This is a genomic window from Enterobacter sp. PTB (assembly GCF_051130085.1).
Lineage (GTDB): Bacteria > Pseudomonadota > Gammaproteobacteria > Enterobacterales > Enterobacteriaceae > Enterobacter > Enterobacter ludwigii.
Genome location: NZ_JBDKEE010000026.1, coordinates 1 through 11,393, shown reverse-complemented (window position 1 = coordinate 11,393; position 11,393 = coordinate 1). Strand labels below are relative to the sequence as shown.

Sequence of the window (11,393 nt, the reverse complement as noted above, 5' to 3'; positions counted from 1 at the left end):
ATTAAATGTTACCAGTTCATAGTATGCTCTGTTTTCATCAGGATAAAAACTCAGTCCTTTAAGCCTGCTGTCTGGTCGCTGCCAGCACAATTTCGCGGATACAGACGTTTTGAGGCTGCAGGTAAGCAAAGCGAATGGTCTTTGCCACATCCTCAGCAGAAAGCACAACACCCCCCATATCCTGTTTCCAGGCCTGGTAACCCGACTTTATCTCTTCGTCAGTCGTATGGCTCAGCAGCGCCGTTTCCACGGCCCCTGGCGCGATGGTGATAACCCTGACGCCGTGTGGGGCCAGTTCTTCACGAAGATTCTCGGAAATACCGTGCACAGCTAATTTCGTCTCTACTATGAGACGACAATAACTCAGTCCGCGCATTGACTCAGCATTTTTGTTACTCAACGCGCACTGTTGCCTCACCAAAATTGTTACTTTGGCTGTGTGATAAATAATCAGTCAGAGGTGCGCCTATGAGCAATGCATTGTTGCCTATGGATACCCGTCGTCAGCTTCTGCGGGCGCTGAAAACACGCTATCAGGCAGCCAGTAAAGCCGAGAAAACCCGGATCCTCGAAGAGTTCATACTGATCAGTGGGTACCATCGTAAATCAGCAATCCGGTTACTGAATGGTGCCGTCACCAGCGGTAACCAACGGCGTCGATCAGCCGTGGCTCGTTCAGTTTATGGCGCAGCTGTTCAGCAGGCTCTGATCGTACTGTGGGAAGCTTCAGATCGGTTGTGCGGTAAGCGTCTCAAGGCGTTACTGCCCCAGCTTATTCCGGCGATGGAGAAACACGGGCATCTCAGTCTGAATCCGGTACTCCGCGAGCAGCTTCTGAAAGTCAGTGCATCGTCCATCGATCGCCTGTTGAAAGAAGCACATACCACCGCCGGTAAAAAGCGTAACCGGACGGTTAACCGCGTCAGTAAAAGTATCCCGGTCAGAATGTTCACCGAGCATGAGCGGCATTCTCCGGGATTTATGGAAATGGATCTTGTGGCGCACTGTGGTCGGCATCTCTCTGGTACCTTTTTGTGGACGCTGTCGCTGACCGATATCGCCAGTGGATGGACAGAATGTGTGGCATTACCGGCGCGTAACGCTGAGTTGATCATCCGGGCTGTTGATAAGGTTCAAAAAAGTCTTCCATTCCCACTTCTCGGCCTTGATGTTGATAACGGGGCCGAATTTATCAACGAAGCCTTGTTTGAATACTGTTCAGCCAGGTGTATCGCACTGACCCGCTCGCGGCCATACCGGAAAAACGATCAGGCCTGGATAGAGCAAAAAAATGGTTCTGTGGTCAGAAAGCTTGCGGGATACGGCCGTCTTGACGGTGAACCGGCGGCAAAAGCAATGAACCAGATGTACATGGCTAATCGACTATTTATTAACTTTTTTCAGCCATCGTTCAAGCTTCTGGATACGCAACGCATTGGCGGGAAAACGGTTCGCAGGCATGATGCTCCCAAAACGCCTTATAATCGCCTGATAGAACTACATACTCTGCGTTCTGAGCTCCGATGCCATTTTGACGATATCATCCACGCACTGGATCCTTTGAAGTTGCTGGAAACCATTCGACTTTATCAGCACCAGTTGGCGCGAATAGCTGTCGGAGATCCTGTTGGAGACAAAAACAGCGATTTAACCGCATTTTTGCAGGGCCTCTCCGTAGCCTGGCAGGAAGGCGCAGTGAATCCTTTGCATCATCCAGCACCATCAAAACCTCGCCACTGGCGAACTCGTGCAGACCCCTTCGCTGACGTCTGGAACGAAATAGAACGATGGCTTAAAGATGAACCGCAACTGGGCAGTACCGAATTACTTCTCAAACTTGAAGACGCACATCCGGGTCAATTTACTGAAGGTCATCGCAGAACACTGCAACGCAGGTTGCAGGAATGGCGGGTCAAGGTGGTCAGAGAACTGGTCTACGGAACTCGTGCCGATGGTAACATTTTAGCTGAAGCAAGAAAGTAACATTAACTGGTGAGGCAACACGTCCGCAAAACTAGTTGACGTCTAATAAATGACCTTTCTAATAGTTTAGTTGCCAGACCGTAGCAATGACAGGGTCAATGCCACAAGGTTCATCTTGTTTCTTCCGGTAGCTGTGACGACGCGTGGAATTTACTATATCACAGCGAAAAAACACTTTATGGAGCCGGGAAGCGGGAAAAAAGATCGCTATCGTCTGTACTCCGACGCCTGCTACTGATTTTTGGCAGGTGGCATCAGTCCATGATGAAGTCGGCGGTGGCTGTTCGGTGTAGTCTGCGTGGCAGGCTCCTGCTGTGCTTTTTCTATCGTGGCATTTTTTTCTTCCATGTACTGCGAGTTTTCGGGGTTAATCACGGGACCCGGTCCGAATACAAGCGGTGGTTGTGTCGGAGCGGCTGTGTTAACGCTGTTTGTTGAATCTGCTGCAATAGCGGAGACGGCAAACAGTGATGCTATCAGAATGGTGGGTAACTGGCGCATAGCGTTGTCTGCTTTATGGGGATCAGTCGATAGCATCCTGCCGGGAGCGGTGCGATATCAATTGCCAGGTGTGTTGCTGTTCATGACCCACGAGGTTTGCCAACCATCGCAGAGTCGGATTCATCGTGGAGGTTGCCCGATATCAGCGTCAGTTCACCACGTTGTATTCGCGTGATATAACGCCATTTACAGAACATGTCGGTCATATTTGTTTCCGACATCGCCTGTCCGATAGCGTGAGTAGGTCTGGTTGGCTGCTCGCCGACAATCGATAACAGCCGGGTGTCGAAATACTCGACAGGACGTTCTGTCAGTCGTTTGTTTTCGATAATGCGTATTCCTGCCCCCTGGTCTCGAAGTGTGACCCACTCATCAGCCAACTGGCGGCGAATAGCGGGTGTCGCAGTCTGGCGCTCAGCAAAACGTAACTTAAGTTGCCCGACGGGGAGCTGTGCAATTGCAGCGTGCGTTTGTCCGTCAGGATTATTCATATCGCGGGTATCGACCAGAACCTCCGTCACCCTGACGGTGTCATCCCGTAGCCACCAGCAAATACGGCGGCGAAGCAGTTGTTCGACAGGATGCGTTCCCGACCAGATGACGATTTCATCAGTATCGTCACTCAGGGAGCTAAGCTGCTGATGGACATCCTGAAAATGGTCGTCCAGTCCGTACCTGCATCTTCATCGGTCAGAGTAAATAAATCATGCCAGAAAGCGATGCGCTGAAGCGGAGATGCAGCATCTGCGTCAGTTAATGGACCCACACTGCAGTCATCGGCAATAGCTCTGATATCGGCATCAAACAGCGATTCGAGGCGTATCAGGGCCGAGCCAGCCTGGCATACGTGTCGGATAGTAGTTTTCATTTAACGTTCCTCCGAAATCGTGTCGTTATGTGCCAACTCAAATGATCAAACAAGATAGTCGTTCGTGCTGGTGGAGTCCAGAGCCTGCTGGTGTGGTGATTTATACTGTAAAATCAATTCGTTATTACCATGTTTAGGCGGATGCCGGAAATACCCGACCTGGTGATATGACGAAACCGCAGGAGCATCTCACCTGGGGGGGGCAGCAACATAAAAAATGCCCGCATGGACACGGGCAAAGAGAAAAAAGTTGAAGTAATAATCATCAGGATGCGATTGTCTTAACATCACTTTTTGAACGTCAGCACGGGACTGGCAATTGTCAAATTCTGTTCATCCAGCGAGAACTCACTGGTTGATACCGCCGTTCAGAGAAGTCTCCTGGGCTCCGGGTTTAGCGATAACCCGGTGTTTTCAACTTTTGCATCAATCTATTCCCTGCCTCACAATTAACCTAAAATTCACATTTGTAGCAGGATCTTTAATTTACATTTCGTTAACAATGTTAAACAATCAATAAATGAATAGTAAAAAATATTCACTATGGGCAATTATTTTGAAAAGCAGACTTTATCTTACCCAGTACGAAACGGAACAAATACTACGAGCGACGGAAGGTGAAAAAAATGGACTGCGGGATCGGTGCATGATCATGATGTGTTTTTATCATGGGCTGCGGATAAGTGAACTGCTTGCTCTCACCGTCAGGGATATCGATTTAGCGGGTGGAACAATTTTTATCCGGCGACTGAAGAATGGTTTCAGTACCGTCCATCCGCTCCAGCCAGACGAGCGCCAGCTCATAGGGGAGTGGATGAGTCGCAGACCGCTGTCGAACGAAGGATGGCTTTTCCCGAACGCAAAGGGGAACCACCTCTCCCGCCAGTATATGTACAAGCTACTGCGGCATTACGGATTATTAGCAGGGCTGGCGGTGCGGGTTCACCCCCATATGCTGCGCCATGCCTGCGGCTATGAACTCGCCGAACAGGGAATGGATACGCGATTAATCCAGGACTACCTGGGGCATCGTAACATTCGCCACACCGTGCACTACACGGCGGGCAATGCCGCCCGCTTTGCACAGACCTGGAAAAAACAGCGACTGGCGTTCGCAGGCAGTGAAGACGGGCTCGATGGTGAGAGAGCTGTTGTGGTTATCTGTGCGATACGCGTATTTATGACTCTGTTTCTGTCCGCGATGCGTTTATTACACCGTCATTCGCGACAATCGTCAGTCATCACTTAACTCCAGGCAGGATAAAGCAAAGCGTCATGGTAAACACCCTGTGGCGAAACCCCGTAAGCGGTAAGGTCGGCCTGGGGGCGTTTTCGCGCCAGGAGGTGCGCCGCTGGTTACCGGGTAGATAATTTTCAGTGCGTGTCCCGTGTCCCGTGTCCCGTGTCCCGACGCCTGCCATTGACAATCCTGACTACCGTTTCGACACTCTTCTGTGTCTGTTTTCCATGCCGATTTTCAGACCGGATACAGCGTATAACGGGTGGTTTGCGCTGTATCTGCTTCAATGGTGGTACTTTCGTCCTCTTTGACACAGCAAAAGGGGTTACCCCTGAAGGTACCGCCACCACTTCCGCCATAGCCAGTCCTCCGTTCTGAATATCAATACGGCAACAGGGGCGTCATCGGGTCCGGGCGTGGCGGTCATACTGTTCTGACAGCTTGTTCCTGATCGCGATAGTTTATCTGTTGGGTATATCTGGCCTGGGGAAGGACAACACCGCTGTAACGGCTGTCGGCAAGTATTACGAGGTGATGAACATGAGATTCGGTAAGCGTATTTATCTGGCCGCCATGCTGTCCGGTGTGGTGATGTTTACAGCATCGGTGCAGGCTGAAACCAGCAGGCTGACGATTGAATCAGGTGACAACGCGGAAAGTCGGCAGCAGGCAGCAATGGAAAAAGAGCAGTGGAATGATACACGTTCGTTACGCCAGAAAGTGAACAAACGGGCTGAAGCAGAGTGGGATAAAACCGATGCCGCGTTCGATGATCGTGACAATTGTGAGAAAAGCCCCAACGTCAATGCATACTGGGAGCCTGATACGCGTCGCTGCCTGGATCGCAGTACCGGCCATGTTATCACCCCCTAACCGGAGCCACATGCAAGGGGCTGCTTCAGACTGCCGGTGATTTAACTGTTGCTTCATTTATCATACAAGGAGAGAACCCTGTGGGTCGTATTAAATCCGTTAACACGCTTTGCCTGTCTGTGATTTTTTCGGTACTGCTTGCCGGTTGTGCGCCAGGTGCGAAAAAGGAAGGTACCGGTGGTTATATTGACGATACGGTGATCACTACAAAAGTCAAAGCGGCACTGCTGGCAGAAAAGTCACTCAAATCAACAGAGATTAACGTAGAAACCTTTAAAGGTCGCGTGCAGCTCAGTGGGTTTGTCTCGTCGCCGGATGCAGTGAAAAAGGCGGTGGCCGTTACGCAAAAAGTCAGCGGTGTACAGGCCGTTGAAAATGATATGCGGATCAGATAAACACGATTTGTGTTAAATGAAAGAGGGCCGGAGCGGATGTTTCGGCTCCCTGGCACTCTCCCTCCGGATTATCTCCTGAATGTTAAATTTGTGATCGCACCGGTTGATCATGCCCCGTTCCCGTGAAGAGCCTCCACTGGACCTTTTATGCTGACGGCGTAATCAGGTTCGTTCTTTGACAACGGATATCGTCGCGCTAAGAAAGCCATTCATCACGCTACTGCACACCAGCAGGCCCGTTCACTCGCTGCGGAGTATTTCTCCGGCGTGGTGACCTCACTGCTCCTCATCACACAACAACAGCAAAACAACATGGCGCATCAGCGCCAGCAGCCTGACCGTTCGCAGTCAACATCGCGTTCTGGTTCAGACACTCCACCAGAAAGAAAAATCAGACAGGTAACTTAATGAAAGAAAAAAATAAAACAGCAGCAGAACATCACGCGGAAAAACGTCGCTGGCTGAATGCCCACGACGACGGCTATCACAAGGCCATGAATAACCGCCAGGTACAGATGATTGCCATTGGTGGTGCGATTGGTACCGGATTATTTCTCGGTGCCGGTGCGCGTCTGCAGATGGCAGGCCCGGCGCTTGCACTGGTGTATCTGGTCTGCGGGGTATTCTCGTTCTTTATTCTGCGCGCACTGGGAGAACTGGTGCTGCACCGGCCGACCAGCGGCAGTTTTGTGTCGTATGCCCGTGAGTTTCTCGGTGAAAAAGCCGCGTTTGTGGCAGGCTGGATGTACTTCATAAACTGGGCAATGACCGGTATTGTCGATATTACGGCTGTCGCGCTGTACATGCACTACTGGGGCGCTTTTGGCGGTGTACCGCAGTGGGTGTTCGCGCTGGGGGCACTGGCGATTGTCGGGACCATGAACCTGGTGGGGGTGAAATGGTTCGCCGAGATGGAGTTCTGGTTTGCGCTGGTCAAGGTGCTGGCAATCGTGGCGTTTCTGGTGGTGGGCACGGTGTTCCTGGGCAGCGGTAAGCCGCTGGACGGTCATGCCACCGGGTTTCATCTGATTACCGGCAACGGGGGGCTGTTCCCGCACGGCCTGCTGCCTGCGCTGGTACTGGTGCAGGGCGTGGTGTTTGCCTTTGCCGCTGTCGAACTGGTGGGGACGGCCGCCGGTGAGTGTGAAAATCCGGAGAAGACCATTCCGAAAGCCATCAACGGTGTTATCTGGCGTATCGGACTGTTTTACTTTGGCTCGGTGATGCTGCTGGTTCTGCTCTTACCGTGGACCGCGTATCAGGCGGGACAGAGTCCGTTTGTGACTTTCTTTTCGAAGCTGGGTGTCCCTTACGCCGGCAGTATCATGGACCTTGTGGTGCTGACAGCGGCGCTCTCCAGCCTGAACTCGGGACTGTATTCCACCGGGCGTATCCTGCGTTCGATGTCGATGGGCGGGTCGGCACCGAAGTTCATGTCGAAAATGAGCCGGCAGCAGGTGCCTTACGCGGGGATTCTGGCGACGCTGGCGGTCTATGTGGTGGGGGTATTCCTTAATTATCTTGTGCCTTCGCAGGTGTTTGAGATTGTGCTGAACGTGGCCTCCATAGGGATTATCTCTTCCTGGGCCTTTATCGTGGTGTGCCAGCTGCGCCTGCGTAAGGCGATTAAGGAAGGAAAGGCTGCGGATATCAGCTTTAAGCTGCCCGGCGCGCCGGTGACCTCCTGGCTGACGCTGCTGTTTTTGTTCAGCGTGCTGGTGCTGATGGCGTTTGACTACCCGGACGGCACGTACACTATCGCCTCGATTCCGTTACTGGCGGTCCTGCTGGTGGCGGGATGGTTTGGCGTACGTGAGCGGGTAAATGAGGTTCACCGTACCGCGCCGGTACATCCGGACGATGAGCGCCAGCCGGAGGCGGTAACGCTGACGGAAGAGTTTTCCCGCTGACCCCGGGCGGGGGCTGAATGCCACTGCCGATCAGTGGCATTCAGTGTTGTATGAAAAGGAGTTTTCACGATGAGTATGACAAAAATGATGTGGTGTCTGGTACTGCTTTTAATTCTGGCGATGATGGGCTGCGTGGCAGCCCTGGAGGCCGGCTCCATCTCCAGATATATCGCACTCAACGCCATGGAGCGGGCCATAAGTGCCTTCTACCCGGAAATCAAAAAAGCTGCGAACGTTTCCGTTGTGCTCGCCTCTTACCGCGTGGACAGTTCGAGGGGGCCGCACTTTATGCATATTGATGCCGTGGCGGATGTCAGGTTTCGTGAAGGCGATACCGTTGTCTGCAGGAGAATACAGGTGCGTGACGTGGGGGAGTTTGAACCTATCCCGGATGAAGCCAGCACGATATCCGGCTGTGATTAACGACCATTCATGCTGATGGCTGAAGTTGTCGCCTGTGGGCAGTGCAGCGAAATGCTTGCCACAGGCAACCTCCCGCTTGCAGATATCAGTGGTACGTATTTATTCACAACGGGGACTCTGCAATGAAACCATTAACCGGAATTATCATCGCCGCGGCTGTCGTGTTCAGCGCTCAGGCTGCCCGACGGTGCTGCCAAATAGCCTGCATTCCACCTTTTCCGCCAGCCGTGTCCTCGTTATAATTCCCCGTATGAAAAAGAATCACACCGCATTACCACCCGAAGAGTCCATAGCCGACCTGGCGCATTTTGCCTGGTGCGCACTGGTCAGCTTACGCCTGACGCAGCAGGACGGCCAGACGCTGTCGCCGCTGACCATTCACACCTTTTTATTACGCTGGCTTGCCACCGCGCAAAAACAACGACGATTTCCGCGCTCTGTGGCGTCCGACATCGACAGTCTGCTACGACTCGGACGTCATCAAGGACCCGCAGCCGGGCTGTTAAAGCGACTGGAATACCTCCACCAGTCCTGTACGGAGCCGCTGGCGCACCAGTCTGACCTCTTCAGGTTAACGCTCGCAATTGAGTATCTCAAAGCGCAGGGCTGGGTGAATGCGGTGGTATCTGATGAAGAATGGGAACCCGGGGCGCTGTATACCGAATACGCAGACGTATCCGCGCTGCTGGTAAAAAAATCCGAACTGCAGCGCCATTTTACCGAACAGGGCCAGCAGTCCGCGCCGGTGGAATTTATCGTCGTTGGTGATCCCCGTGTTGCTGGCGATGCGTTTGACGCGCGGGAGCTGCGTTACACAACGGGTGAGCAACGCGCGGGATGGTGTTTGCTGTCACTGTTGCCAGCAGCAGATGCGAACGTTCCTGCAGTGCAGATTGCTACAGGGAAATGACCGTGGGGCGAATTGACTACCAGACAGAGAAATATCAGTTCTCATGCGATGGCGAGACGCCCCGTCAGACCCGACAGTGGGCGGATGTGCTGGGAGAATGCCGACAACTGAAGGCCAGAGCGGAAGAACGGCTGCGTATTGCCCTGCTGAACGTCGATTACGTCACCAGCTTCGAGCTGCCTTTTCGGCTGTTGCTGATACGTACGCCACAGTTGATCGCCGACCTGCGCAATGAACTGCAGCTTAATCAGAAAGAGGCTGTCTTCAACGGGAAGCGTTTTGGTTGCGTCTGGAGCCTGCAAACCGATCTCAGCGCAATACCGGACGAGTTTCAGTACCGCATGGTCACCCGCATCCGGAGAGTCGATTCCACTGGTGTAACGGCCACGCCTTATCAGCAGATCGCCAGAGAAGTGAAAGCACCGCGCGAACGGCTCAGACTGGCGCTGGAAAGCAGGCTACAGGTAACCGCACTCGACGGGCTCTTCTGGTTCGGCACTCAGCGGATCGCCGCCGATGTGCAGGGGCTTCGCAAAGCGGGTATGGCGATCGCTACCTCCGAAACAGAGGTTTTTGACAATCTTACCGGTACGACTCGCCTGATCCCGGTTTACCGGCTTTCTGCGGATGAGTAACTTTTCGGTGCTTGCTTCTGCCCGTCTCCCTGCGAGAACGTGCAGAAGTTGCGGTGGATCCCACTAGCGTCGGGGTGAAACAGCGGTAAATTCAACGAAGGATTTGCTTAAAAGACCACGAGCCACGGTGGCTGACCAACGGCTTACCTGGTAGCACCAGGCACCGCAACACTTTATTAAAATTTATTTCTCCTTCAGTTGTTCCGAACTGATATGTTTCATCCTGGCATTGAATGAACGAGAGTTTTATTCGTTCATTTATTTTTTCGCATCATGCAATTTTAGTGGGGCAATTTATGAATTCCCGTTGGGAAATGAAGTGGATGGCTTATGTATTAATAATATCCAGTCTGATGGCTCGCGCGGCGTTTGCAGGTAACTCCCGATATCCGGAATTTAATGAGTCTGGAGGGCATGCGATACATCGTGATAATTATGGTGAGTTTATTGCCAGACTGGTATCGACACTTTACAGCATGGATCCAAAAGGATGTTCAGGTGCGGCATATCAGTGCAGCGGGATAATGGTATCCGGATTTGAACGTGCGGATGATTACTGGATGAAGGCATTTCCGGTACAAAGTAAAATATCATTATCTTTTTTGACCAAAAGAACGGTAAGCCCTCAGGATGATGTCTTTCAGGGGAGTGGGTTTATGCTGTGGCCTGGCGGTCTGATTAAACGATACTCCAGTCGTGATGTGTTTGAACAGAAATTTACCTGCGCCTTTCCCACTGATGGCGGAACTGGCTATGAACTGAAGGCTGGCTGTGGAGGAACCCCTCCCATTCAGTATTGTCAGAAACAGCACATTGAAAATGCGAGTGATTATCTGGCTGCTTATGGTGATCTTCTGAATCGCTGTGGATTTGCTCTTGGTGTCAGTGCTGACAAAGACCGGTCGGCATTTGAAACAACACTGCAGTTACAGGATTATAATATCCGCAAAAAACTGGTTTATCCTTATAACGAAGTCCTGATTAAAGGGTGGGATAAATATGCGCCTGAGAAGATCCCCTTACTGGGTTTCTTTTATGTGGATGTGAAGAGTAAACTCACCCCCTCCGGAGATATCTATATAGTGCAGAAAAATCAGTTGGATTTTTATAAGAAAACGCACCTGTTTGCTCCGGTCATTCGTATCACGGGGGACAGCTGGATGAATGTATCATTCAGATATGTTGAAAGTGACCAGTCCACTAAAATTCCGGATGTAACTGATGTTGTTGTTGATAAAAACAGTATGGCTATTTTATCCCATCCCCATAAATGATGCTCCAGTATACCGGCTCCTGTATATAAAGCAGTATTGAAATAGACCGGTAACAGACCCGAAATTTGTACGTCGGTCACTGCGACTGATTAGCCTTATCGATTTACCGGAGCAGGGCCTTCGTCACGTCCAGCATGCATCTCCTGAAGTCGTTGCCGGACTGCGCTTAATAAATGGCGAAGCTCTTCCTCCTCCCGACTTGAAGGTTCCTGAAAGACCTGGTGGGCAAAATTGACTGCATTTAGCGCATTAGCAAGGTCGTCATTACTCATTCTTTTTTTCCGCCAGAAGGGTTATGGATGAATATTTTAAACTAACCATCAGGACGTAAGCGGCTCATATAGACCGTCTATCGGTAGACCTCCGGTTCCGGGAAAATAA

At 51.7% G+C, this 11,393-nt stretch carries 11 protein-coding genes and 1 pseudogene; 9 read left to right on the top strand and 3 right to left on the bottom strand.

Annotated elements, in window-relative coordinates:
• Positions 1-58: 58 nt before the first annotated feature.
• Positions 59-376 carry an SDR family oxidoreductase gene (locus AAIR21_RS22755; RefSeq protein WP_422702181.1) on the bottom strand — a complete coding sequence of 106 codons (318 nt, stop codon included), beginning with the start codon at positions 374-376 and terminating at the stop codon, positions 59-61.
• Between the two features lie 92 nt (positions 377-468).
• On the opposite strand from AAIR21_RS22755, the gene AAIR21_RS22750 reads away from it, so the two are divergent.
• Complete coding sequence (locus tag AAIR21_RS22750; protein WP_422702179.1) at positions 469-1,983, top strand: integrase catalytic domain-containing protein; 1,515 nt, start codon at positions 469-471, stop codon at positions 1,981-1,983.
• A 581-nt stretch (positions 1,984-2,564) separates the two neighbouring features.
• Here the strand turns inward: AAIR21_RS22750 and AAIR21_RS22745 are convergent.
• Together AAIR21_RS22745 and AAIR21_RS22740 are read right to left on the bottom strand one after the other, a co-directional pair.
• Positions 2,565-3,005 carry a DUF3658 domain-containing protein gene (locus AAIR21_RS22745; protein WP_422702180.1) on the bottom strand — a complete coding sequence of 147 codons (441 nt, stop codon included), beginning with the start codon at positions 3,003-3,005 and terminating at the stop codon, positions 2,565-2,567.
• Between the two features lie 101 nt (positions 3,006-3,106).
• On the bottom strand, positions 3,107-3,352 hold the full coding sequence (locus tag AAIR21_RS22740; RefSeq protein WP_422713194.1) for a hypothetical protein: 246 nt from the start codon (positions 3,350-3,352) through the stop codon (positions 3,107-3,109).
• Between the two features lie 520 nt (positions 3,353-3,872).
• Here AAIR21_RS22740 and AAIR21_RS22735 point away from each other — a divergent pair.
• From AAIR21_RS22735 to AAIR21_RS22700, 8 genes and pseudogenes are all read left to right on the top strand, one after another.
• Positions 3,873-4,457, top strand: a pseudogene (locus AAIR21_RS22735) (tyrosine-type DNA invertase); the annotation flags it as partial.
• 669 nt (positions 4,458-5,126) lie between these two features.
• A complete protein-coding gene (locus AAIR21_RS22730) occupies positions 5,127-5,465 on the top strand; it encodes a DUF1283 family protein (protein WP_337253314.1) in 339 nt (112 codons plus the stop codon).
• An 80-nt stretch (positions 5,466-5,545) separates the two neighbouring features.
• Positions 5,546-5,860: a BON domain-containing protein gene (locus tag AAIR21_RS22725; protein WP_337253315.1), complete on the top strand. Its 315-nt coding sequence runs from the start codon at positions 5,546-5,548 to the stop codon at positions 5,858-5,860.
• A gap of 407 nt (positions 5,861-6,267) precedes the next feature.
• Positions 6,268-7,770, top strand: coding sequence for an L-asparagine permease (gene ansP, locus AAIR21_RS22720; RefSeq protein WP_434682353.1), 1,503 nt, complete (start codon positions 6,268-6,270; stop codon positions 7,768-7,770).
• A 69-nt stretch (positions 7,771-7,839) separates the two neighbouring features.
• Entirely contained in the window at positions 7,840-8,193 is a 354-nt protein-coding gene (locus tag AAIR21_RS22715; RefSeq protein ID WP_422702227.1) for a hypothetical protein, read from the top strand.
• A gap of 250 nt (positions 8,194-8,443) precedes the next feature.
• Positions 8,444-9,103 carry a DUF2913 family protein gene (locus tag AAIR21_RS22710; protein WP_422702226.1) on the top strand — a complete coding sequence of 220 codons (660 nt, stop codon included), beginning with the start codon at positions 8,444-8,446 and terminating at the stop codon, positions 9,101-9,103.
• Positions 9,100-9,738 (top strand): DNA-binding protein, encoded by a 639-nt coding sequence (locus AAIR21_RS22705; protein ID WP_434682352.1) that lies wholly within the window; start codon positions 9,100-9,102, stop codon positions 9,736-9,738. The genes AAIR21_RS22710 and AAIR21_RS22705 overlap by 4 nt, the downstream gene beginning before the upstream one ends.
• A 296-nt stretch (positions 9,739-10,034) precedes the next feature.
• On the top strand, positions 10,035-11,012 hold the full coding sequence (locus tag AAIR21_RS22700; protein ID WP_434682351.1) for a hypothetical protein: 978 nt from the start codon (positions 10,035-10,037) through the stop codon (positions 11,010-11,012).
• The last annotated feature ends 381 nt before the right edge of the window (positions 11,013-11,393 follow it).

What these genes read in the sequence shown, in the direction of transcription:
- AAIR21_RS22710 (WP_422702226.1), top strand. Translation starts at nt 8,444, where the DNA reads ATGAAAAAGAATCACACCGCATTACCACCCGAAGAGTCCATAGCCGAC.
- AAIR21_RS22750 (WP_422702179.1), top strand. Translation starts at nt 469, where the DNA reads ATGAGCAATGCATTGTTGCCTATGGATACCCGTCGTCAGCTTCTGCGG.
- AAIR21_RS22700 (WP_434682351.1), top strand. Translation starts at nt 10,035, where the DNA reads ATGAATTCCCGTTGGGAAATGAAGTGGATGGCTTATGTATTAATAATA.
- AAIR21_RS22740 (WP_422713194.1), bottom strand. Translation starts at nt 3,352, where the DNA reads ATGAAAACTACTATCCGACACGTATGCCAGGCTGGCTCGGCCCTGATA.
- AAIR21_RS22755 (WP_422702181.1), bottom strand. Translation starts at nt 376, where the DNA reads ATGCGCGGACTGAGTTATTGTCGTCTCATAGTAGAGACGAAATTAGCT.
- AAIR21_RS22705 (WP_434682352.1), top strand. Translation starts at nt 9,100, where the DNA reads ATGACCGTGGGGCGAATTGACTACCAGACAGAGAAATATCAGTTCTCA.
- ansP (WP_434682353.1), top strand. Translation starts at nt 6,268, where the DNA reads ATGAAAGAAAAAAATAAAACAGCAGCAGAACATCACGCGGAAAAACGT.
- AAIR21_RS22715 (WP_422702227.1), top strand. Translation starts at nt 7,840, where the DNA reads ATGAGTATGACAAAAATGATGTGGTGTCTGGTACTGCTTTTAATTCTG.
- AAIR21_RS22730 (WP_337253314.1), top strand. Translation starts at nt 5,127, where the DNA reads ATGAACATGAGATTCGGTAAGCGTATTTATCTGGCCGCCATGCTGTCC.